This is a genomic window from Moritella marina ATCC 15381, assembly GCF_008931805.1.
GTDB classification, from domain to species: Bacteria; Pseudomonadota; Gammaproteobacteria; order Enterobacterales; family Moritellaceae; genus Moritella; species Moritella marina.
Genome location: NZ_CP044399.1, coordinates 781,566 through 806,709 on the forward strand (window position 1 = coordinate 781,566; position 25,144 = coordinate 806,709).

Here is a 25,144-nt window from a genome sequence, read left to right on the forward strand (position 1 = left end):
TATGCGGAAGACTTTCGCTACGACTCTATTTCTCGCTTCTACCTCTCTTTCTACCTTCGCTAATGCAAGTGAATGCGGCACTGTTACTATTGCCGACATGAGCTGGAATTCAGCCACTATTATCGCTAATATTGATCGTTTCATTCTTGAGCATGGTTTTGGCTGTGATGCTGAACTTGTGCCTGGTGATACCATGGCAACGGGTACGGCGATGATTGAAAAAGGTCAGCCGGATATTGCCCCTGAGTTTTGGAGTAATGCAATGAAATCAGCACTCGATAAAGGTGTTGAAGAAGGGCGTATCCGTTATGCGGGGGCAACGTTGACTGATGGCGGTGAAGAAGGTTTTTGGGTTCCTGCCTACATGGTTGAGAAAGATCCTAGCTTAGCGACAATTGCTGGAATAAAAGCTAACGCTAAACTGTTCAAACACCCTGAAGACCCAGAAAAATCAGCCTTTATGATTTGCCCATCGGGTTGGAATTGTCAAATTACCACAACCAACCTATATCACGCATTGAATCTTGCTGATGATGGTTTTGATTTAATTGATCCAGGTTCCGGCGCGGGCTTATCTGGTTCTATTGCTAAAGCCTATGAACGCAAAGAAGCTTGGTTTGGTTATTACTGGGCGCCAACCGCGGTATTGGGTAAATACAATATGGTTAAAGTTGATTTTGGTTCAGGCATCGATGAGAAGCATTTCAAAGAATGTATTACTCAAGACGACTGCTTAGAGCCTAAACCGACGATGTTCCCACCTTCTGCAGTTGATACAGTCGTAACCGAAGAGTTTGCAGCAAGAGCGCCTGAAGCACTGGCTTATCTTAATGCACGTGCATTTAAGAATGCGCAAATGAATGAACTACTTGCTTGGATGGAAGACGAGCAAGCAGATGGTGAATACAGTGTTGAGCATTTCTTAACAAACTATGAAGATACCTGGTCGCAGTGGGTTGATTCAGCGACCGCAAAAAAAATCAAGAAAGCAGTGTCAGAACTATAGCCTTTCATTATATAGCCCGAACGATTCGGGCTTTTTCATCTTAGGAAATACATATTATGTCAGACAGTTCATGGCTTTCGGAAATACCGCAGTTAGACCGCCGCCAATTACTTGATATTAGAAAATCGTTGGATGGTGCTTATCGCAGTTTTTCGCGTGAATACGGTGATAGTATTGAAGCATTTTTTGATCCCTTACTTACTTTTCTTATTTGGTTTGAAAAATTATTACTTGGCAGTCCGTGGTGGCTGGTGATTGGCGCTTTAGCTGTTTTTGCTTATGCCGCTAGTCGTTCTTGGAAATTAACCTTAGGCGTTGTTGTCGCCTTCTTCCTTATCGGTTTCTTTGGCATGTGGGACAACACCATGCGCACCATGAGTATTATTTTGGTCTCGACCTTACTCGCGGTATTAATTGGTATTCCAATTGGGATTTGGATGTCGCGTTCAGACCGTGTGCAGTCAAGCGTTACGCCGATCCTCGATATCATGCAAACCATGCCCGCTTTTGTGTACTTGATCCCCGTGGTTATGTTGCTTGGCATAGGTAAAATTCCTGGTGTTATCGCCGTTATTATTTACGCCGTACCGCCTGTGATCCGTCTTACCAATTTAGGCATACGACTTGTAGACAAAGAAGTATTAGAGGCGGCAACCGCTTATGGAGCTAGCCCGATGCAGCGTTTGTTTGGTGTGCAGTTACCACTGGCAATGCCTAATATCATGGCAGGTATCAACCAGACGATTATGATGGCGCTGGCGATGGTTGTGATTGCGTCGATGATTGGTGTGAAAGGTTTAGGTCAGCCAGTATTGAAGGCGATCACTAACCAATACTTCACGCTGGGTCTATTGAATGGTTTAGCGATTGTTGTTCTTGCTATTATCTTTGACCGTATCTCGCAAAGCTACGCAAAACGTACATTACAAAATTTAGGCGGGCACTAATATGAATTCGCATAACATTAATTCTCCGAGAAAAAGTCAAAGTCCGCTAATTCGCATTAAGAATTTATATAAAATTTTTGGTAAAGATGAAAAAAAGGTACTCGAACAGGTTAAGGCCGGTAAATCAAAAGATGCCATCTTAGCTGAAACAGGGCATACCGTGGGTTTATCTAATATTAATCTGGATGTATACCCAGGCGAGATATTCGTGATAATGGGCTTATCGGGGTCGGGTAAATCAACCTTGATCCGCCACTTTAACCGCCTTATTGAACCGACTGCGGGTGAAATCGAGCTTGCTGGCAGCGATGTAATGCAATTATCGAGCAAAGACCTGCAAGATTTCCGTCGTAATAAGATGTCGATGGTATTTCAACGTTTTGGTTTGATGCCACATCGCACCGTACTAGACAATATTGGTTATGGTCTGCAAGTCCAAGGTGTTAAAAAGGCAGAATGGAAGAAGAGCGCAACGCAGTGGTTAGAAACTGTCGGATTGGATGGTTATGCTAAGCAGTATCCTGGGCAGCTCTCTGGTGGTCAGCAGCAACGTGTGGGTTTAGCCCGCGCTTTGTGTACCGATGCTGACATTCTACTTATGGATGAAGCGTTTTCCGCGTTGGATCCGCTGATCCGTAGTGAAATGCAGGATCAGTTAATACAACTGCAAGAAAAACTGCATAAAACCATTGTCTTTATCACCCATGATCTCGATGAAGCATTAAGATTAGGCGACCGCATTGCTATTTTACGTGATGGCATATTAGTGCAACAAGGTACGCCGGTTGATATCCTACTGAACCCTGTTGATGACTATGTTGAAGCCTTTGTTAAGGACGTGAATCGCGCGCGTGCCTTGACGGTCGAAACGGTGATGCAGCCACAAATCTGCCGTATCTCGGCGGAAACAATCGGTGAAGCTGTTTTACAAATGCGTAAATCAAAACAGGATTTCGGTTATGTTGTTAACGAAGACGGTTATCAAGGCGTGCTTACTCAAGATACTTTAGACGGCGTTGATAAGAATGATTACAGCAATGTGCTTGATGCGTCGTTATTAGAAGCTGTACCTGCAGTGCAAAGCGATGCGTTAATCGAATCTGTTATTCCTGAGATGCTGGATAACAATGTACCACTTCCAGTATTAAATGAAGAGGGTGAAGTGGAAGGGCATTTATGCCGTTCTGCACTTGCTGAAGTATTAAGTGACCAGCCTGGTACTGAAGAGAAGAAGTCTAGTGTGGGAGAAACTAAGCTAAGTACGGAAGAGAGTAAACTTACTCACGCTTAGTATGATGTCGTAACAAGGCGTTTACTTGGTTCATAAGATAAAGTGCCCATTACAGCTAGTCGGAGGTAATGGGCATTTTGCATTTTAATTAATAAAGCATTATTTACAGTTAACAAAAAACTATCAGATAGCTAACAATAAATGATCAGGATCAATGAGCTTGCGTATACTTTATCGAATGAGAAAGATGTTAGTGGGTAATTGACCAAAGTCATTCGCTCACCTTAACTGACTATTTATGATGCGCCCTAATGGACTGCAACTTATGCCTATGAGTTGTAAATTAGGGGACGATTATTGTGGTTAGCTTTAACTATTTAGTACATAACAAAAATAAATTCCAGCAAGGAGCCTTAGTTGTGCTCACTACGTTATTGTTGCTGGCTACTTTTTTTATTCCACCAAGTTATGCGTTATTTGTTAGTCCTCCTAAAGATCCCATGCCGTTTATTCAGGCGCAATTCCCCGACGCGACAGCTATTTCAGAAAAGACCCCAACTAAAGTCGGCGGTTACCCTATTTGGACAGTGCGTAAAAATGATGACGTTTTAGGTTACGCATTTGAAACCAACGATATCGCTAAGATCCCAGCTTATTCTGGTGAACCGGTCAATATGCTGGTGGCTATCGATCCCCAAGGTGCTTACCTCACGGCTAAAGTCTTAGAGCATCATGAGCCGATTATTCTTGCTGGTATTCCTGAAAGTAAGTTATGGGCTTTCACCGATCAATATGCCGGTTTATCGGTGCGCGATAGATTAAAGGTCGGTGGTAATAAGAATGAAGGCTACGTTGCCATTGATGGTCTTTCCGGTGCAACCGTTACCGTGATGGTGATGAATGTTGGCATTACCAAGGCAGCTAAAAAAGTTGCGCAAGCATTGGCTATTATCGAAAAATCCAATGGCATCATTCAGCCCATCTCAACCATTAAAACAGAAGTATTCAGCGATGCTAATTGGACTCAACTTACTGGCGATGGCTCTATTCGTAAGTTATACCTGGATCGTAACGCGGTTGATGACAGTTTTGTCGGGACTGCAGCAGAGCATGTAGACGAAGCCAATGCCGATGAAAAACAAAACATGTTTGCTGAAATTTATTACACCCTTATCGATATTCCCACCATAGGTAAAAATCTATTTAGCGCTGCAGACTACCAATGGTTAACCAAGCCACTGCAACCGGGTGAACACTTAATCGGTGTATTCGGTAATGGCTATTCTTTTAAAGGCTCGGGTTATGTGCGTGGCGGTATTTTTGACCGGATCCAAATCCATCAGCAAGATAATGCTATTTCGTTTCGAGATTTACAACACGAACGAGTGACCGATATATTTATTGCTGGCGCGCCACAATTCCAAGAAATGTCGGTATTTAAAATTGAGGCGCATCACGAGTTTGATCCTGGTGCAGAGTGGGCGTTTGAGTTGTTAGTGCGTCGCCAAACTGGACCCGTCGATAGCTTATTTAACAGCTTTAAAGGCCAGTATGACATGTTGGACAAATACGTTGATACGCCGCCAGCAATTATGCCCGAACCTGAATTAAGCCTAACCCAGCAAGTATGGCAAGACAAAAATGTTGAGGTAGTGGTGCTGATTACTTTACTCATCGTATTACTACTGATCTTGTTCTTCCAAGATGTGTTGGTCCGACACCCTAAATTTATGCACAACTTACGTCATGGTTTTCTGGTCGTTACGGTTGTACTTATTGGTTGGTCATGGGGCGGTCAGCTATCCATTGTCAATGTGTTCACTTTTTTACAAGCCTTGATGCATGACTTTTCATGGGATTTATTTTTACTCGATCCGATCATATTTATTCTGTGGTGCGCCGCAGCTGTCACCATGTTGCTGTGGGGACGGGCGGTTTATTGTGGTTGGTTATGCCCGTTTGGTGCTTTGCAAGAATTGGTGAATGTGTTTGGTCGGTTTATTAAATTACCACAACTGGAACTACCTTATGCCGTGCATGAGCGTTTGTGGGCAATCAAATATCTTATTTTATTAGCGCTGTTTGGTATCTCGTTGGATTCATTGGCGATGGCAGAACAGTTTGCGGAAATCGAACCGTTTAAAACAACTTTCTTATTAAAATTTGATCGGGAATGGCCATTCATTGCTTGGGCAAGTCTGATGATCTTAACTAGCTTGGTTAACCGCAAAACATTTTGTCGTTATTTATGTCCGTTAGGCGCGGCCTTGTCTGTGCCCAGTAAACTGAGTTTATTCCAGTGGTTAAAACGCCGTTCGGAATGCGGTCAACCTTGTAAAACATGCGCCAAAGAGTGTGAGATCCAAGCCATACAACCCAACGGCGAGATCAACATGCGTGAGTGTCATTATTGCCTTGATTGTCAGGTGACATATTTCAATGACGAAAAATGCCCACCATTGAAAAAATTGGCAAGAAAGCAACGAAAAATCACTGATGAACAAATCATTGCCATTACCAATACGGATTAAAGAGCAGCGAATACCGAATAAAATAAAAAACGCACCTAGTCGAATCAAAATAAAACAATTTTAATATCACGGAGAGTCTTATGATTGATAATAAAAATAACGACAATATTGAAGTGTCAGCAGAAACAACCTTAGAAAATGCCGATCGCCGTAGTCTATTTAGCAAAACAGCTATGTTAGGCGCTGGCGCGGTATTAGCGCCGATGTCTGCAGCTATGTTCTCGTCAGTGGCACAAGCCAAGCGTGTTGAATATGCCAATAGCCCAGTTGTACACCCTGGCGAATTGGATGAGTATTATGGCTTCTGGAGTGGCGGTCATTCAGGCGAAGTTCGCATCATGGGTTTACCTTCTATGCGTGAATTAATGCGTATACCTGTGTTTAATATTGATAGTGCAACAGGTTGGGGCTTAACAGACGAAAGTAAACGTATTAAAGGTGAGAGTGCGCATATCTTGGCGGGTGATTCACACCATCCTCACATGAGTATGACTGACGGCCGTTATAACGGTAAATACGTGTTCATCAATGATAAAGCCAATTCACGTGTTGCTCGTATTCGCTGTGATGTGATGAAAACAGATAAAATGCTAACAGTGCCAAACGTACAAGCCGTGCATGGTCTACGCGTACAAAAAGTACCGTACACTAAATACGTGATCTGTAATGGCGAGTTTGAAATTCCGATGAACAATGATGGTAAAGCATCAATGGAAGATGTAAGCACTTATCGTTCGCTGTTCAATGTGATTAATGCCGACACCATGGAAATGGCATTCCAGGTCATGGTTGACGGTAATCTAGATAATACCGACGCCGATTATGACGGTAAGTATTTCGCATCGACTTGTTACAACTCAGAAATGGGCATGAGCTTAGGCGAAATGATTGCGTCTGAGCGTGACCATGTCGTGGTATTCAGCCTCGCACGTTGTGAAGCGGCGCTCAAGGCCGGTAAATTCAAAACTTATAATGGTAATGGCGTACCTGTACTTGATGGTCGTAAAGGTTCTGATCTTACCCGTTATATTCCAGTACCAAAATCACCACACGGGATGAACACCTCGCCAAGTGGTAAATATTTTGTCGCCAATGGTAAGTTATCGCCAACAGTGTCGATTATTGCAATTGATAAACTCGATGCCTTGTTCGATGACAAGATCAAACCTCGCGATACCATAGTGGCAGAACCTGAACTGGGTTTAGGTCCACTGCATACTGCGTTTGATAACCGTGGTTTTGCTTATACAACCTTATTCCTTGATAGCCAAATTGTGAAATGGGATGTTGAAGAAGCGATCCGTGCGCATAACGGCGAAAAAGTAAATTACATTAAACAAAAACTCGATGTGCATTATCAACCTGGACATAACCATACATCACAAGGTGAGACCCGTGATGCTGATGGCAAGTGGCTAGTTTCTTTATGTAAATTCTCGAAAGACCGTTTCTTACCTGTGGGTCCTTTACGTCCTGAAAATGATCAGTTAATTGATATTTCTGGTGATGAAATGAAACTGGTACACGATGGTCCAACATTTGCTGAACCACATGATTGTATGATCGTGCACCGTAGTAAAGTGAAACCACAGAAATTGTGGACGCGTGATGATCCTATGTTCGCCGACACATTAGCAATAGCGAAAGCGGACGGTGTCAATACCATGATTGACAACAAAGTTATTCGTGATGGTAACAAGGTGCGTGTGTACATGACCTCTGTTGCCCCTGTGTATGGCATGAATGAGTTTAGGGTTAAATTAGGTGATGAGGTCACGGTTATCGTCACTAACTTAGATATGGTTGAAGACGTTACTCATGGTTTCTGCATGACCAATCACGGCGTGCAAATGGAAATCGGCCCACAAGCGACTGCTTCAATCACCTTTATCGCCAATAAACCGGGCGTGCAATGGTATTACTGTAACTGGTTCTGTCATGCGTTACACATGGAAATGCGTGGTCGTATGCTAGTTGAGGCGTAAAGCTTAGCAATACTGAACTGAATAAAATAACGGGGAGTAGCACTTTAGTTGCTTCTTGTTATTGTACTTTTATGATTGAAAAGAGAGTGTTAATGGCTAAATATGCATTTACCGTATTAACGTGGTTCATATTATCGATCTGTTTGCCGTTTACTGCTCTGGCGAAAAACATTCACGTTACGCCTGATGACGATCTCCAAGCTTCATTAAACCGTGCTGATGATGGTGATGTTGTCATTATTGCAGCGGGCGAATACATAGGTAATTTCATCGTTAATCAAAGCATTACTGTTATTGGTGAAGTAGAGAATGTGACTGATGAAAATCGCGCTGTCATTAATGCTAATGGTAGCGGTCATGGTCTTGAGTTACGTAATTCAAATATCACCATTGAAAACCTGAGTATTAAGAATTGGGGCAGTGATTTAACAGAACAGGATTCGGGTATTTATACCGATAAGAAATCCACTAACATCACAGTGCAAAATAACATATTAACAGGCAGCGGTTTCGGTATCTGGATCCAACGTAGCCAAGATGTACTCATTAAGAATAATCAAGTAACAGGTAATGCCGCATTACGCACCTCAGACCGTGGTAATGGTATTCAGCTTTCGATGGTAAAAAAAGCCTTAGTAGAAGGGAATACGGTAAGCGAAACACGTGATGGTCTGTATATTATTTCCAGCCAAGAAAATGAACTTAGAAACAATACCCTGCATGATTTGCGTTTTGGCATCCACTATATGTATTCACATAATAACAAGGTAGTGAATAACTTTTCATATAACGCCCGAGTGGGTTATGCCTTAATGAGCTCGCGTAAATTAACCGTATCAGGTAACCGCAGTTTGAATACCGAAGACTATGGTTTTTTACTCAACTTCATTACTTTTTCAGAGATCTCAAACAATCACATAAAAGACGTTTGGACCAAGCCTGAAAACAAGGTATTAGGACGTGATGGTAAAGGGCTATTCATCTACAACTCAGGTTACAACACCATAAAATACAATAGCGTAGATACCGCAGAGATCGGTATTCATTTAACCGCAGGTTCTGAGCATTCAAAAGTATACGGTAACAATTTTATTAATAACCCAATTCAAGTGAAATACGTATCCAACAAACGCCAAGAATGGAGCCTTGATGGCATAGGTAATTACTGGAGCAACTACCTAGGTTGGGACCTCGATGGTGACGGTAAGGGTGATACTGCGTTTGAGCCCAATGATGGTATTGATAAGATGGTATGGGAATACCCTGAAGCGAAAGTCTTGCTTGATAGCCCTGCAGTATTGTTATTACGTTGGGTACAAAATCAATTTCCAATATTAAAACCCGGCGGTGTACAAGACAGCCATCCATTAATGACCCCGAGCAGTATTCACAATACGTCCACAAAAAATAGCGAGGCAACAGACTCATTATGACCTCTTCAATTGTAACGATGACTAATGTCAGCAAGCATTTCCAGCGATTAAAAGCGTTAAACAATATCTCATTAGAACTTGCTGAAGGTGAAGTTTTGGGGCTGTTTGGTCACAACGGTGCTGGTAAAACTACCATGATGAAAATTATCTTAGGGATTGAAAAAACCAGTAGTGGTGACGTCAGTATTTTTGGCCGTGATCCGCAATCGAAACAAGCATGGCAAGACCGTCGCCATATTGGTTACTTACCTGAGAATGTAAGCTTTTATGATCACTTAACTGGCGTGGAAGTATTACGTTACTTTGCCAAGTTAAAGTCAGTGCCACGTACTCAAGTAGCTGAATTATTAGAATTAGTGGGTTTAACTCACGCGATGCAACGTCAGGTTAAAACGTACTCCAAAGGTATGCGCCAACGATTAGGACTTGCTCAAGCGTTTCTTGGCGAGCCGAAATTGTTGTTATTAGATGAACCAACCGTAGGTTTAGACCCAACTGCGACGCAAGAATTCTATCACTCTGTCGATGGTTTAAAAAAGCGTGGTGCCAGCATTATTTTATGCTCGCATGTATTACCTGGCGTTGAGCAACATATTGAACGGGCGATGATTTTATCGGGTGGACAAGCTATTGCGATAGGTAGCTTGGCGCAATTACGTGAACAAGCCAACTTACCTGTGATGATTCAGACACAAGGTATCAATGCGCAATTAAGCGATGATCCGTTATTAGCTACTTTCATCAAAGGTGATGGCTGTTTACATGTACAGGAACATGAAAAAATGAGGGTGCTAAAACAGGTCATGGAATATGACGGGCTGACTGATGTTAGTGTGGAATCAGCCAGCTTAGAGCAGTTGTATCAGTATTATTTATCTCACGCCGCTGTAATCAAAGGTAAGTTGAGTGCTAGCTGCATTCAAGGTTTGTCTAATGATGCTAATGTAACGACGGCAGCAAGGACGATAAAAAGGAATGAAGGAGTTGCATCATGAATGCTATTTTAGCGGTTGCCGGTAAAGAGTTTCAAGATGGCTTAAGAAACCGTTGGTTTGTATCTATTACGGTCGTGTTCTCGATCTTATCATTAGGCTTGAGTTATTACGGCGCCGCTGCATCTGGCGGGGAGGGGAACGCTTCATTGTCTTCAATCATTGCCAGTTTGTCTAGCCTTGCCGTATTTTTGATTCCGCTGATTGCCTTGTTATTGAGTTACGATAGCTTTGTCGGCGAGCAGGAAGCCGGTACCTTGTTGTTGTTATTGACGTATCCGCTCAGTAAAGGGCAATTACTGTTGGGTAAGTTTGTCGGTCAAGGCGCGATTATTACCTTAGCGACGGTGCTGGGTTTTGGTAGTGCTGCAGTCATGATAGGTTTGCAATCTGGATTTGAGGGCGTGTTTGCAGCCTTTGGTTTATTCATTGTCACTGCCACCTTATTGGGACTGGTATTTATTAGTGTGGCTTACGTGATCAGCATTGCCGTGAATGAAAAATCAAAAGCCGCGGGTATTGCTTTACTGGTGTGGTTTTTCTTTGTCTTGGTATTTGATTTAGCACTATTGGCGGCATTAGTGGGGGTCGATGATGGTTTGACTCAACAAGGGCTAGTCAATGTGATGATGTTTAATCCTGCCGATGTGTTTCGTTTGATTAACCTTGCTGCCCTAGATAGCGGTGATGTCAATGGCGTGATTGCTGTGGCGATTAACTCGAGTCAATCTATCTCGGTATTAATGACTATCATGCTGGCATGGATATTAGTGCCTTTGACTGTGGCGAGAGTTGTGTTTGCCAATAAAAAGCTGTAGCTATCATCAAGCCTATTTATAACGAAATAGCATTAAATTTTATAACGAAATAGCATTAAATTAGTGAAGGAATATTTATGTTTAACTCAAAATTAAAAACCTTGTCTCTTGGTGTTTTTTTAGCATTTGCTGTCGGCTGTAGCGAACAAACAGAGCAGCAGGTAATGGTGCAGCAAGCGGTGAAGATTGAACAAGCGGATAGCTGTCATTTATGTGGTATGACAATCAGCAATTTCCCTGGGCCTAAAGGTGAAAGCTATACCGCAAACCAAGGCAATATTAATAAATTTTGCTCTACGCGAGATCTGTTTGGTTTTATTCTACAGCCTGAAAACAAGCGCCAAGTGCGAGAAGTCTATGTGCATGACATGAGTAAAACACCTTGGGGTCAACCAAACGATGAGCATTTCATTGATGCTAAGCTGGCTTGGTTTGTTATAGGTTCAAGCAAAACTGGTGCAATGGGGCAGACGTTAGGTAGTTTTAGTGATAAATCAGATGCGGAAACGTTTGTGCAGGAGTTCGGTGGTCAACTGTATAAATTTGATGACATTACACTTGCAGATCTTTAATTGAATAGGGGGCAGGAATAGTAAAACACACAAACAGTTCCGTTGTTATGTGTGTTTTCGGTGTGTATGGCTACACACTATACGTCGTTATAAGACGCTATTAATAAACGTTAAACAACAACGTATTGTTTTGCTTGTCTTGCTTCAACGATATATCTTCTTTTTAACTTTTTAGCCATGTCTGGAGTTAGATCAGAATGCAGTAATTCTAATGTACTCTGGCCTTTACTTTTCAGGTAAGCTGCAACTAATGGACGGCTTGGGTCTGCGTGACCTTTAGCCCACTCGTAGCTTTTAATTGCGTTTGCTGGTGGTGTTTTCTTTGCTGCGATATAAACACTGCCATCAGGAAAAGATACGCGGTAAATATTGATCATTTTTGTCTCACTTTATTCTTCGTCATCAAAATACTAAATTTTATCGCCATAGTATGACAGCTTTTAGCGTGTTAAACATAATTACTTGGTTTTAGCCTTGACCCAAGGGGTTAATTGGCTACTCATTTAATACCATAGATATCAATGTTGATGGATTAAATGCTGATGCTTTAAGCAATTAGCTCGATTGTATAGGCCTAATCTTGATTATGCCGGTAAGCCCCTTTAAATTTAGTACATTAGTTGTTAATTTAAACGAGTGAGTGTTAATAACTTAGATTTAAATAATAAATACGTAATTTCAAAGGTTTATAGATTATGGATCAAGCAATTAAATATACCACGATCGCGGCATGGAGTTTATCTATTGCGAACGCGTTAGATGCAAGCGGGTTTAATTCTAATGAGGTGTTTAAAAATGCGGGTATCTCATTAACGGATATACAGAATGCCCCTAATTCCTTACTTGATATAAAACAGATGACGGCACTGTGGAAAGAAGTCGCGTTGATCACGCAGAAGCCACACTTTGGTCTGATTGTCGGTCAATATTCAAATATCAAGAAAAATCATATTTATAATCACCTGATCAAAAAGTCGGACTCTCTGCTGCAAGTCCTTGAAGGTCTGCCGAGTTATTACGGTAAGTTAAGTAATTCAGTTTGTCTTACCTTAAACAATACCCCACATTTATTGGGCGTTACGATCTCACCATTGGAAGGTGTTGAAATCAGTGATATGTCTATTGATGCATTTTACTCTTCTTTTGTCAGTATCATTAATGACTTGGTTGATTCTGATTCGTTTATACATCATGTTGATTTGGTGCGTAATAAGCCTAAAAATAAGCGCCCTTGGTCAGACAGTTTTAACTGTGAGACTAAGTTTGCTCAAGAAGTTAATTGTCTGTGGTTGAATAAATCGGTGTTAACGCAGTTCTCAGTTAAAAATCTCATGCTTGAAAAGAAAATGGCAAGCAGTTTTGATTTAGATAAAATGTCATTAACTGAAAAGATTGAGCGCTTGATACACAGTTCAATTGCTAATAGTGAACCGACATTAGACGAGATTGCAGTGATGTTAAATATGAGCGTACGCTCAATTAGCCGCAGTTTGAAAGAAGAAGGCCTGACGTTTAGAGATATTTTAAAACATAAGCGTCAAGAACTGGCTGTGCATTATCTGACTAAAACTGAAGAATCAATCTTAATCATTTCAGAAAACTTAGGTTATAAAAATATGGGTAACTTTACCCGTGCATTTCAAACCTGGTTTGCACAATCCCCATCACAGTATCGTGAAGATTGCCGTAACAAGTGCCGTAAATAAACGTCGTTACATTAGTGTCGTAAACAAGTGTCGTAACAAACAGTTCATTAGTAGCGCCCTTAGATTCAAATATTAAGTGGGCGCAAAATGATAAATGGCTTGTTAATAAGTTGTGATACCTTGTCATTATCGTAACTACTAATGGCTATATGGACATGTTTAATAAAAAGAACTTAAGCGCACAAATTCAAAACGTAATCTACAATAAGATTAAATTAAAGAAGCACTTACCATTAGCAATTATTGCTTCTGGCAGTTTATTTTTAGCTGCTTGCGGGCCGAGTAGTGACGACAAAACTTCAAGTACTGGCCCTGATGAATATGGCTTCACTCCCGCATCTGAATATACACTTGAGTCAAATAACGCGGTATTAGAAGAACTCCCTTTTGAAAATAAACAAGACTTTTCCGATGCGAATCGTGGCTTTATTGCAACCTTACCTGAGTATGTTGTTAAATATACTGACGGCAGCACAATTATGGATCTGTCTGATTATGACTTTATTGAAGGTGATGCTCCAGGCAGTGTTAACCCAAGCTTATGGCGTCAAGCGAAGCTAAATAACATTAATGGTCTGTTTAAAGTCACTGACGGTATTTATCAAGTCCGTGGTTTTGATTTAGCAAACATGACGGTGATTGAGGGTAAAAAAGGCTGGATTATTGTTGATCCGCTAACTACCTCAGAAACGGCGAAAAAAGCCCTTGATTTTGTTAATGAGCAATTGGGTTTCCGTCCCGTATCTACTATCGTATTTACGCATAGCCACATGGATCACTTTGGCGGTGTAAATGGATTACTTGCAGCCGCGGGTAACGATGTTGCTAACATTGAAGTCGTTGCGCCGGGTGGTTTTATGGAAGAAGCGACGAATGAAAACATCATTGCTGGTCCTGCAATGAGTAAACGTGCAAGTTATATGTATGGTAATTTATTACCGCGCTCTGAGCGCGGTCATGTGGATGCAGGTCTAGGTAAAGCGGTACCCTTTGGCACCTTTAGTATCTTAGCGCCAACATTAACGGTGAATACTGACGAAACACATACCATTGATGGTGTTGAATTTGAGTTCCACATTGTATCGGGTACAGAAGCACCGTCTGAATTCACTTTCTATTTACCGAAAATGAAAGCGTATTGTGGTGCCGAAATGGTGTCTAAAACGATGCATAACTTGTACACCTTACGTGGTGCACATGTGCGTGATGCCGTGTTGTGGAGCAAGTCGATTGATGAAGCAATCGAAGAGCAAAAAGACGCTGAAATTTACTTTGGTACCCACCACTGGCCTGTTTGGGGACAAGATAATATTAATGAATTCTTAGTCTCACAGCGTGATACTTACAAATATATTCATGATCAATCTGTGCGAATGATTAATAATGGTTTAACACCGAAAGAAATTGCTGAAGAAATCGAAATGCCACCAGCGCTATCCAACACGTTCTCGAGCCGTGGTTATTACGGTACTGTGAAGCATAATGCGAAAGCCATTTATCAAGGTTACCTTGGTTGGTACGATGCAAACCCAGTTAACTTAGATCCGTTACCTGAATATGAATCTGCGGCTAAGTACGTGAAATTAATGGGTGGCGCAGATGCGGTTATCATTAATGCACAAGCGGCTTATGATGAAGGTGAATATCGTTGGAGTGCTGAGCTATTAAATCATGTGGTATTTGCAGACGCTGATAATAAAGACGCTAAAGAATTATTAGCGAGCAATTATGATCAATTGGGTTATCAAGCTGAATCAGCACCTTGGCGTGATGTTTACCTGTCTGGTGCTTATGAATTACGTCATGGTGCGGCAGATAAAGTGATTGATTTAGCATCGATGAAAGTGATTATGCTAGAAACGCCAGTGGATAAATTCTTTGAAAGTATGGCTGCGCGCCTGAACGGCCCAGAGGCATTTGGTGAAGAGTTTACGTTAAACATTAACTTCACTGATTTAGATAAAAACTATGTGCTAGAACTGGAAAATGCGGTATTACGTCATAAACTTGCGCCTAAAGATAAAACTGCGGATGCAACAATGAACATCACTCATGATTTGTTTGTTGATTTAGTTATTGGTGTAGCGGGTGTATCTGAAGTACTAACATCAGATGACTTAAGCCTTGAAGGCAGTAAGTTAGGTTTGATTAGCTTCTTCGCATTACTTGACCAGCCAGAGGGTGTATTTAATATCGTTACACCTTAATTGGATATCGATTAGTACAGACTTAGGTAAACAAAAGCACGCTATTTAGCGTGCTTTTTTGTGTCAGTACATTTTGCTATTTAAGTTGTTATGTTTAATTTGTGACGTTATCTACCATTCCCACTAACTTATCACCATCAACACTGTGTATATTTGTCGTGTAGTAACCTTGGCTATATTCTATGTTTAACGAAAAATATAAGCTTTGTTTAAGGTGGACTTTTATCGCTTTCTCAATCTCGAGACTTAAACTCTGGGTGAATGCTTTATCTCGATGAGGCTTTGTTAATAACGATACTGTCACGAGTACGTGGGAGTATTTATATTGAGAACAAGGGTAAGCTCTTGATTTACATTCGCCAGCACTGGCATCCTTTTCATTGATAATGCTTTCGACATCATCAAACATAGTATCAACATTAATGTTTAAATTATCTGAATATTTAATTTCTACATGAGGCATATTAATCGATTCCCTGAACGTATGAGTTTATTATCTGACAATACGTATAACGTAAATGTTCGTTTGATTTCATTATTATAAACACTAACAAATATCTGATTTATTATAAATAGATAATGGGGGGAGCGGTGATAAACAAGAAAGTTAAGGGATATTTTAGATACTAAAAAGCACGCTAACTAGCGTGCTTTTTAGGTTTTACTTGTGTGTTATAGCAATTCCTAAAACTAAGTGCTCAAAATGATATTACTCCTGCAAACCGCTCAAGACATCCCTGTTCGCTTAGACAAGGCCATCCATTGCCATGTATGTTTGCGATAGCAATAGCATTTTTCTGTACAGTTATGTAATAGGAATTGGTATTAAAGGCTTGTTTAAAAGGTATAGTTTAGTTTAATACCGAAAGTACGTTCAGGACCAAACACACCGATGACAGGACCTGATGTCGCTTCTGAGCCATAACCATAACCATATTTCGCTAAGGTATATTCCTCATCAAATAAGTTTTTAGCCCAAAGGTTAACAGCCAGTTCACCCGTTTTTAATGGTATTTCAGCCAGTGTTAAATCTAGGTTTATTAATGAGAAACTGTCATTTTCTAATATATCTAAGCCATTATTACTGCTGTAAAAGGCACCGCGATAGATATTAGTTAGCAATACTGTTGGCTGACCAAAATCAGTTTTATCAAAGCGGTAGATAAACGACGTCAAGATAGTCTGCTCTGGAGCTTGCGGGATCATATCTGGTACGTCACGGGTGATCGGGTTAATGTCAGTTTCACCATTGATTCTTGATTTTACTTCATCACGATGGGTGTATTCATCATATTCCATCTGTAGATATGAATAGTTGAATTTCACCATTGCATTCTTAGATAAGAAAGCGAACAAATCTAAATCGACACCGTATGAGTGCGCTTTTTGGACATTATATGTATCAACCATGGTTGGATGCACACGGTTAGATGTATTGGCTTGGTGGTTTTTAATATCATTGTAGAAAGCCACGGCATTTAACTGTATTGCACGGTTAGCAAAGTTACCTTGAAAACCAAGATCGTAGGTCATCATAGTTTCTTCATCAAAACCACTTTCAAAATTTTCAACGCCGGCTAACGCATTAAAGCCTCCTGGATTCCAGCCTTTACGTACAGAGGTGTAGACATTCTTTTCACGGCCGATTTCATAATTTAATTTAATCGACGGTAATAACATTTGGAATGAGGCTGAGCTTTCGATATAAACATCATCAATATCATTGCCTGCCCCTCCATTATTTAGAGCTCCGGGACATAACGCTGTTATAATAGCGCCTGCTTGTTGTTTTAATGGGTGATTACTAGGAAGATTAGGGTTAACTATTACGCCACCTGTGGGATTAAATAGACATTCGCCATCATATTGTTTATTGGCATCAACATTAACCCATTCTTGACGCAATCCGGTGGTAATAGTGAATTTATTATTAAGAATGGCTGGGATGAAGCTCGCTTCACCATATACTGCAATATTTTCTAATTCACCTTGTGTAGCTGTATCAAACCATGAATCTTGTTGCCCTTGATATAATTGGCCTTTATTATTAGGGTCATATGTATCATTAACAAAGCGAGAATTTTCTGCATAAGCTGTCGAATCGCTGTCCTCGCTGTAATACAGCGTACCTAGAGTAAAATTAATGCGATCGTTAACAGCACTACTGCTTAAACGAAATTCTTGTGACCATTGGCTAACATCTAAAGTACCACCTGCAATTGAGTCTTGGGTACCAATCACTGCCTCGGTATTACCGTCTGACATTCGGTATGAACTGATCGATTCAAACTGAGTACGTTCGTTAAATTGCCATGCAAAATTAAGACGATGACCTTGTGCTGTATGGTCATTGCTGTCTTCTTGATATAAATCCGTTGACGTTTGACGGTCTTCATTGGCGTCACCCGGGTTTAAGCTATCACTGGCTAATAACTGAATATAAGGACTAATGTAATCGGCGTCAGAATAGTCATAAGCGTAATCGACGGTTAGCTTTTCATTTGGCGTCCAACGCAGCGCACCGGTGAAGGCACTGGTATCAATATCACCAAAGTTACCGGTAGCTTTTTCGCTGGTTGATGTTATCGCACCATCACGGGTAAAGCTGGAAATACTAAAACGACCACTTAAGGTATCGCTTAGCGGAATGTTAATCATGGTTTTTGATCTGAGTTCGTTTTGACTACCGGCTGAAAATTCTTGCTCTAGTTCAAACTCATCAGATGGTTTCACTGACACATAATTAACATTACCGGCTAAGGCATTACGCCCAGAGTTTGTCGTTGGACCTCGACTATAGAGCACATCTTCAAGGTCAGCTACGTCAGCCGCTAGCCCAACCGTTCTACCCATATATACGCCATCATGATTAATGGTTACGGCACTGTTTTTTGTTGCTTGTGTATCTAGGCTTGAAAAACCACGAATAAACACAGCCCTGTTGGCTTTAGTGGTAGGCAAGGGAGCAAGGTTTATTTCTGGGATCTCAGTTTGGTTTGTGGCAGTAACTGTTTCAGCGATTGTGTTGATTGAAGAAATAGCTGCGACTTCTTGCGTTAATGTAATTGATTTAGGCTCACTTGCTACTTCCTCTGCAAATGATGTTACCGGTAATAAAGCGCTTATAATTACCGGCGTTATTGAGCTAATGTTTGATTTAATCATAAAGACCTATCCTTGGATTAACATTTATTTAACGACAACGGCAAAGTATCACAGCAAATACGTATGTTATTTATCATTTTACGCCATATGTAACAGGTTGTTATTTTATATTTTGGGTGGCTATTTCAAATTTACATACTAAATCATGACTTTAGTTATACTTATTTGTATTTAAAGCGTGTTTATTGAAGTAGAAGACAGATCGTCATGGTTGGCGTTAAATGATAAATCCATTGTTGCTGAGCTGTGATATTGTTACCTCGTTTTCAATCACTCATGACTCATTACGAAGGAATAAATTCATGGATACGAATACAACATTTCGATTTACAGTTTTGTCGGCTGCTATTACATTGTCGACATTGCTAGCGGGTTGTTCAATGATAAATACCGATGCACAACCAAAGGATATGCCTGAGTATAAGTTGACTGATTGGAAACCTGTTGGTGTACCAAATGCTGGGCCTATGAGTGATACGGTGCCAGTACTAAACACCTTCCATACTATGCATGGCAGTATTAATAATACTGACCAACTGATGATTGTCACTGCACCTGAGCAAAAACTATCTTGGGTTGCTGAAACGCAGTTTTATGTACCAGAAGGCCCATCGCTAGATCAACAAGGTAATTTGTATTTTAGTCCTTTCCGTCCTAATGAAGACGTTAGCCTAGTTGCCCTTGATGGTAAAACGGGTGAACGCCGTTGGACATTACCTGCCCATGGCGATATTAGTGGTTCTGGTGCGACGCTAATTCTTAATTCACCAGAGCATAACCAAGAAGTTATTTATCATTCGACGTACCAAAACATTTGGGCAGTGACCACGGACGGCGATATTCTGTGGACGAAAAAAACCGGCTTAACTTGGGACCTAGAGGAAAGTGGCTCTCCTCATGCATGGGGTGTTAATTTTGTACCAGGCTTAAACGCATTGAGCCTTGTTACGGGCAACGGTAAAATTATGCTGTTTGATCGCTTAACTGGTCGCCAATTATTAGCTGAAGCGTTTGATTTACCGGGTTCACCAGCAGTGCAAAACCTTGACGCTCGTCCACCTAAGTTTGTACGTAGTTGGGCGGATGAAGCTGCAGAAGAGCAGTTTGGTAAATCACAAGCTGATACCGGATTATTTACCACGATCACCGATATTATTTTTGGTGGTGGCCGTGAAGTAACAAATTTCTACGCAAGTGATCCGATTTCAAATCGTCTTTATGTTGCAGCTACTGCACCTGATGAGATTGATGGCACTAAAGATGATGTATCAGAACTAGGTGCATTGTATGCGTTAGATATAGTCGCGACGACAGCTGGTCAGTATAAATTAGATATTGCAGGTCGTTTTGACTTTGATGGCGGTACAGGTGCAACACCATCGGTGAGTAACGATGGACAAAAGATATTTACCACAGATGACCATGGTAATATCATCGCGCTTGCACGTGATTTAACTGAGATTTGGCGTGTTAATGTTGGTCAGCAAATCGCGGCATCACCGGCAATCGGGTCTGATAATGGTGAGATCTATGCCATCACCATGCACAAAATTGTCAAAGTACAAGATAATGGTGATTCGGGAGAGCTTGTTTGGGATGCTGATATTGATATGTTCCCTGACTTTAATTCAATTAATGCCTTAACACCGACGATCACTGCCAATGGTGTTGCGGTGAGTATTGGTGCTGTTAAGAGCTATGGCAGCGTTGATCTTATGGTTGGTGTTGGCCTTGGATTATTAGATAAAGACACGGGCAAAATGATCAGCTTTGTTGAAGCGGCTGAAGAGTCTATTGCTGTTACCGTTGTTGCACCTGATGGTGGTTTTGCGATTGGCCACTCGCCAACACGTCGTTTAGCAGCGAAAGGGATCTTAGGTGATAATGCTGATGACATTATTGGTGGTGTAGCTCGCTACGTACCGACTAACCCAGAATTCGTTGCCCGTGACGCTGTGTGTATGGCCGTGCGTTATACCGAACGTCAGCAAAGCTATAGCAAAATAGATAATGCCCAAGCTTACGAATGGGACACCAAACAAATTAACGTACTGGTTAATCAAGCTGAAAATGCGCTTGGCCGTGAAGTCGATGATTTAGCTCAAGAGTGTGAGGCGTTAACGACAAAGCTGGATAAAGTCGACAATAGCGCTGCTTAATCGTTAGATTTAAACATGTTGGCATAAAAAGCGATGATTACAGTTTTGTAGTCATCGCTTTTTTTTGTGTATTGATTATGCTTTTTATTGCCGGACATAATTGAAAGGAAGTCTGTGGATTAAAATAGTACGCGTAACTTTATTTTAAATGGTTGTTTTTATATCCTTACATAAACATAAATTAAGAGTTGAGCTTTTAATCTAAACACCATAAAACTGTCATTATTTAGACATAATTCATCCCTAAGATGCTGATTAAAAATACCTTAGCTTATTAAACCGGGATGTTTAAATGATACTTACACGTAGAAAATTCTTACGCACACTTGTTGTTGGTGCTGGTTCTGTTGTTGCAATGCAATTGATGGGTTGTAGCAATGACTCTGATGATAATACTGATAACCACAGTGATCCGTTATTAAATCGTTTTCCACATGGCGTTGCATCTGGCGATCCAAAATCTGAATCTGTTATTCTTTGGACACGTTTAAGCGAGCAGTATGCAGAAGCTGCGGATGTGCCTGTCGGGTTAGTCGTTTGGGAAGCTGGTAATGAAGATAACCCGGTTGTTGCTATTGATAACCTATTAGTGAGCAGTGACGATGATTATTGTTTACGTGTAAAAGTTGAAGGATTAGACCCATATACAACTTATTATTATAAGTTTGTTTATACGGGCAGTGACGGTGTGCAATACGCGTCACGTAAAGGTCGTACTAAAACGGCATTAGCGGCGAACTCTGATGATAAAGTGAAATTTGCACTGGCATCATGCCAAGATTTCATTGGTCGTTACTACAATTCATACCTGACGTTATTACAAGATCATGATGATACCGATTTCTTGCTATTCATTGGTGATTTCATTTATGAAACAACGGGCGACCCATCATTCCAAGACTCTACTGATGATCGTAAGATTGAATTTACCGACCGTGACGGTGCTATTACCATCAATGCTGGTGAGAAAACTGAATACCAAGCTGCACAATCATTAGATAACTACCGTGAGATCTATAAAACTTATCGCAACGATGAAATATTGCAGGAAGTATTGGCTAAATTCCCCATTATTGATATTTGGGATGATCACGAATTTACCGATGATGCGTGGCAGATGTATTCAACATACGATGAGCTAGCAACATTAAAAGGCAAGGGTACAGGTGATAAGGCCATCGATCGCTGTACTAATGCGATGAAAGCCTTTATTGAATACGTGCCGTTTGATGACAGTGAATGGTCAAACACGGCTGGCAATGAAAATAGTATGGCGGCAGGTAAAGATGTTATCGAAACCGGCGCAGGTGGTGCAGGTGAATATCATCCTCGTATTCACCGTGCATTTGAGTTTGGTAATACCATGAAACTGGTCGCGACTGATTACCGCTCATTCCGTCCCGATCACCCGATTGCCGAAGATACTTTCCCGGGTCACATGATGGCAATTGAATACGAATTAAACGCGGTCATGGATTTTGACATGATGGAGCATGTTGAAAGGCCTAGAACAATCCAGGAAGAATTTTCTAATTACTGTGTTAATTACTGTTTATGGAGTGATTTAGACGGCTCTGAGAACGCACATTTAAAATCATCTATTTATGGACAACTGGTACAGCGCTATATCGCGGCTGGATTTGATACTTCACTGTCACAAACAAATGCTGAAAAAGCATTGTCTAATGGCTTATTGTCAGTTGATTATCTCGATGAGTTAATTGCTCATTTAGGTCTGACTATTGACCGAAATGTTGCTTTTAATGAAAGCGGTGTATTCATTTCTGCGACGAAAGGTATCCCGTTTGCGACGATGGGGAAAACGTCGTTAGTGACATCATTTGGTACGCGTTATGCGGCATCGCCAAAATGGTACGAGCTATATACCTTATTACGTGCAGGTCGCTACACTGAGGAAGGTTTTGGTAGTGGTAAGACTCAAGTATTTGGAGCGCCAATACCGACCTTAGACACACTTTGGAGTGATAGTGGCTTTACTGATACTAATGGCAAAGTGATAGTGCAAGATTGGCAAAATGCATGGGGCGAAGGTCAGCAAGCGTGGGTAGAAGAAGAGCTGATGACCGATGCTAAATGGCGTTTTGTTGCTAACTCTGTATCAAATGCGGCAATGGTCGTTGACTTGAGCACAGGGTCTATCGACCGATTTTTAGCCACATATCCAGATGGTGATTACCCTAATGGTATTACCGAAGGCCATGTCGAAAAGGCAAAGACTATACTAACAATGCTTGGAGCTGTATTACCTTCCGTGATGGGTGATGACAAATTACTTATTTCAATAGACCAGTGGGATGGTTTGCCACTTGCACGTAAGTACTTGCAAGAAAATGTCTATAAAAATGCCGATAACAATACGATTTTATTGTCTGGTGATATTCACTCATCTTGGGTTGCTGAACATAATAGTGATAATGGTAAATTATTTGAATTTACCGGAGCCTCGATTAGCTCAGCGTCGGCCTCTGGTTTAATTGAAGGTATTATTGAAAGTATTGAAGAAGGCACGGGTCAAGATTTAACAGAGTTGAAAGACTTCATTATAGATGTGCTTGATCCAATGTTAGTGCCTGATAATCCCGGTGGTGCTAGCTATTCATTCCAAGATGATGATAATGATAAACCCATGATGAAGCAGGAACTGCGTGAGTACATTGAAAATAATACCAGCCTACATCATAAGAACACTAGTGAACATGGTATTGTGATTATTGAAGCAAGTTCAGAAAAAGTAGAAACCAATTATTACACTTACAAACCTGCATTTGTCACTGAGTGCCATTATGATAATGCCGCGAAGTTCATAGAAGAAAATATTAATCATCGCCAATTTACTATTTCCGGTGATGCGCAAAATCGTCAAATGGCCTTAACAAAGGGTCAGCGTTATAGCTAATAACGTTTGATGTTTATTAAAGGGTAATTATTGTATTACCTATAATCCTAAACCTGTTCATTGAGCAGGTTTTTTTGTTTTTGTGCATCGCGATGATCTTAATTATAAATACTTAACTGAAATACGTTAAACTGCAAATATAATCGTTAAGTAAATCAAGTTCATTCATGGAGTAATAATGGCTTTTTATGATAAACCAGCTGATTTGTCAGCGTTTAATGCAAAGTTTGAAGCACAAAAAATTGCCTTTGCCCCCGTTGCATTTCAGGTAGCGCGTTGCCTATTAAAGTTTGGTATTTTAAAAGCAGTTGATGATGCAGGTAAAAAAGGCGTTAGTTTAGCCACCTTAACTCAGCAGTTAGATACTAGCGAATACGGTATTAGTGTATTGCTGGATATGGGCTTGAGCATGGGCTTAGTGTGGCAACAAGATGACAACTTTATTTTAGATAAAGTCGGTTACTTTTTACTTAACGCTGACATGGCATTAAAGAATCTCGATTTTACCCATCATGTTTGTTATCAAGGCTTGTTTGAGTTAGATAAGGCGATTGAAACAGGCAAGCCAGAAGGGCTAAAAGTATTCGGTGACTGGCAAACGATTTATCCAGGTTTAAGCCAGTTACCAGAAGAAGCTAAAAGAAGTTGGTTTGAATTTGACCACTATTATTCTGATCATGCTTTTCCTGAAGTATTGGCATTATTATTCGAACATAACCCAAAACACATTTTAGATGTGGGCGGTAACACAGGTAAATGGTCATTAGCCTGTACCAAGCACGATGCTGATATCAACGTGACGATCATGGATCTTCCTGGTCAATTGAATGTGGCGTTAGAAAATGCTAAAGCAGCGGGTGTAGCTGATCGCGTACACGGTCATGAGACTGATTTACTCGATGAAAACCGTACTTTCTTTGCTGGTGCTGATACCATCTGGATGAGCCAGTTTTTAGATTGTTTTAGCAAAAGTGAAACTTTAAGTATTCTAAAACGTGCTGCAGATGTCATGACTGCCGATAGCCGTTTATATATCTTAGAAACCTATTGGGACAGACAACCTTATGAGGCTGGTGCTTATTGCGTTAATGCCACATCTATCTATTTTACGGCTATGGCCAATGGTAATAGTCGTATGTATCACTCAAAAGACATGATGCGTTTGATCCAAGAAGCAGGCTTGTATGTTGATCAAGATACTGATGATCTTGGTCTTGGACATACCTTGTTAGCCTGTAAGAAGAAATAGCGATCATAAAAACGGTTATAAAAAATAAAGTAATAGGCAATTGGATATTTTGTAAGCGAAAGTAAGCGTTGTTAATTGCTGAGTTTACAATCAAATAACCATTATCATACGATATGATAGAATAAAACATACAGTGTAACCTATTGATAGATAGTGTTATTACTATTTAGTTATTGATTTGTTTCGGATGATTAATTACTATGGCGGCATCTTTATTGTCGCCATT

17 protein-coding genes are annotated in these 25,144 nt (G+C 40.7%); 14 read left to right on the forward strand and 3 right to left on the reverse strand.

Features of this window, described 5'->3' with window-relative positions; all coding sequences use genetic code 11:
• The first annotated feature begins 1 nt into the window (after window position 1).
• The 9 genes from FR932_RS03610 to FR932_RS03650 all read left to right on the forward strand — a co-directional run bounded on the left by FR932_RS03610 (window position 2) and on the right by FR932_RS03650 (window position 11,515).
• Entirely contained in the window at window positions 2-1,006 is a 1,005-nt protein-coding gene (locus FR932_RS03610; protein ID WP_019439926.1) for an ABC transporter substrate-binding protein, read from the forward strand.
• A gap of 56 nt (window positions 1,007-1,062) precedes the next feature.
• Window positions 1,063-1,953: an ABC transporter permease gene (locus FR932_RS03615; protein ID WP_019439927.1), complete on the forward strand. Its 891-nt coding sequence runs from the start codon at window positions 1,063-1,065 to the stop codon at window positions 1,951-1,953.
• 1 nt (window position 1,954) lies between these two features.
• The gene (locus FR932_RS03620; protein WP_019439928.1) at window positions 1,955-3,244 is read left to right on the forward strand and encodes a quaternary amine ABC transporter ATP-binding protein; all 1,290 of its coding nucleotides are present in this window, start codon (window positions 1,955-1,957) and stop codon (window positions 3,242-3,244) included.
• Window positions 3,245-3,543: 299 nt separating this feature from the next.
• On the forward strand, window positions 3,544-5,715 hold the full coding sequence (nosR, locus tag FR932_RS03625; protein ID WP_019439929.1) for a transcriptional regulator NosR: 2,172 nt from the start codon (window positions 3,544-3,546) through the stop codon (window positions 5,713-5,715).
• An 80-nt stretch (window positions 5,716-5,795) separates the two neighbouring features.
• Window positions 5,796-7,700, forward strand: a complete 1,905-nt coding sequence (nosZ, locus tag FR932_RS03630; RefSeq protein ID WP_019439930.1) for a TAT-dependent nitrous-oxide reductase — start codon at window positions 5,796-5,798, stop codon at window positions 7,698-7,700.
• Between the two features lie 92 nt (window positions 7,701-7,792).
• Window positions 7,793-9,133, forward strand: a complete 1,341-nt coding sequence (locus FR932_RS03635) for a nitrous oxide reductase family maturation protein NosD (RefSeq protein WP_019439931.1) — start codon at window positions 7,793-7,795, stop codon at window positions 9,131-9,133.
• Window positions 9,130-10,128 carry an ABC transporter ATP-binding protein gene (locus tag FR932_RS03640; RefSeq protein ID WP_019439932.1) on the forward strand — a complete coding sequence of 333 codons (999 nt, stop codon included), beginning with the start codon at window positions 9,130-9,132 and terminating at the stop codon, window positions 10,126-10,128. Before FR932_RS03635 ends, FR932_RS03640 begins: the two co-directional genes overlap by 4 nt.
• On the forward strand, window positions 10,125-10,943 hold the full coding sequence (locus tag FR932_RS03645) for an ABC transporter permease subunit (protein ID WP_019439933.1): 819 nt from the start codon (window positions 10,125-10,127) through the stop codon (window positions 10,941-10,943). The genes FR932_RS03640 and FR932_RS03645 overlap by 4 nt, the downstream gene beginning before the upstream one ends.
• A 77-nt stretch (window positions 10,944-11,020) precedes the next feature.
• Window positions 11,021-11,515 (forward strand): nitrous oxide reductase accessory protein NosL, encoded by a 495-nt coding sequence (locus FR932_RS03650; protein ID WP_019439934.1) that lies wholly within the window; start codon window positions 11,021-11,023, stop codon window positions 11,513-11,515.
• A gap of 110 nt (window positions 11,516-11,625) precedes the next feature.
• Here the strand turns inward: FR932_RS03650 and FR932_RS03655 are convergent, their stop codons facing one another.
• The gene (locus FR932_RS03655) at window positions 11,626-11,892 is read right to left on the reverse strand and encodes a hypothetical protein (RefSeq protein WP_019439935.1); all 267 of its coding nucleotides are present in this window, start codon (window positions 11,890-11,892) and stop codon (window positions 11,626-11,628) included.
• A 318-nt stretch (window positions 11,893-12,210) separates the two neighbouring features.
• On the opposite strand from FR932_RS03655, the gene FR932_RS03660 reads away from it, so the two are divergent.
• The gene (locus FR932_RS03660; protein ID WP_019439936.1) at window positions 12,211-13,221 is read left to right on the forward strand and encodes an AraC family transcriptional regulator; all 1,011 of its coding nucleotides are present in this window, start codon (window positions 12,211-12,213) and stop codon (window positions 13,219-13,221) included.
• A gap of 155 nt (window positions 13,222-13,376) precedes the next feature.
• Window positions 13,377-15,428, forward strand: a complete 2,052-nt coding sequence (locus FR932_RS03665; RefSeq protein ID WP_019439937.1) for an alkyl/aryl-sulfatase — start codon at window positions 13,377-13,379, stop codon at window positions 15,426-15,428.
• Between the two features lie 94 nt (window positions 15,429-15,522).
• Here the strand turns inward: FR932_RS03665 and FR932_RS03670 are convergent, their stop codons facing one another.
• Together FR932_RS03670 and FR932_RS03675 are read right to left on the reverse strand one after the other, a co-directional pair.
• Window positions 15,523-15,891, reverse strand: coding sequence for a tautomerase family protein (locus tag FR932_RS03670; protein WP_019439938.1), 369 nt, complete (start codon window positions 15,889-15,891; stop codon window positions 15,523-15,525).
• 374 nt (window positions 15,892-16,265) lie between these two features.
• Window positions 16,266-18,593 carry a TonB-dependent receptor gene (locus FR932_RS03675; protein WP_019439939.1) on the reverse strand — a complete coding sequence of 776 codons (2,328 nt, stop codon included), beginning with the start codon at window positions 18,591-18,593 and terminating at the stop codon, window positions 16,266-16,268.
• A 302-nt stretch (window positions 18,594-18,895) separates the two neighbouring features.
• Between FR932_RS03675 and FR932_RS03680 the strand changes: the two genes are divergently transcribed.
• From FR932_RS03680 to FR932_RS03690, 3 genes are all read left to right on the forward strand, one after another.
• Entirely contained in the window at window positions 18,896-20,752 is a 1,857-nt protein-coding gene (locus FR932_RS03680; protein ID WP_019439940.1) for an outer membrane protein assembly factor BamB family protein, read from the forward strand.
• A 292-nt stretch (window positions 20,753-21,044) separates the two neighbouring features.
• Window positions 21,045-23,669 carry an alkaline phosphatase D family protein gene (locus FR932_RS03685; protein ID WP_019439941.1) on the forward strand — a complete coding sequence of 875 codons (2,625 nt, stop codon included), beginning with the start codon at window positions 21,045-21,047 and terminating at the stop codon, window positions 23,667-23,669.
• A 178-nt stretch (window positions 23,670-23,847) separates the two neighbouring features.
• The gene (locus FR932_RS03690; protein WP_019439942.1) at window positions 23,848-24,918 is read left to right on the forward strand and encodes a class I SAM-dependent methyltransferase; all 1,071 of its coding nucleotides are present in this window, start codon (window positions 23,848-23,850) and stop codon (window positions 24,916-24,918) included.
• Window positions 24,919-25,144 lie beyond the last annotated feature (226 nt).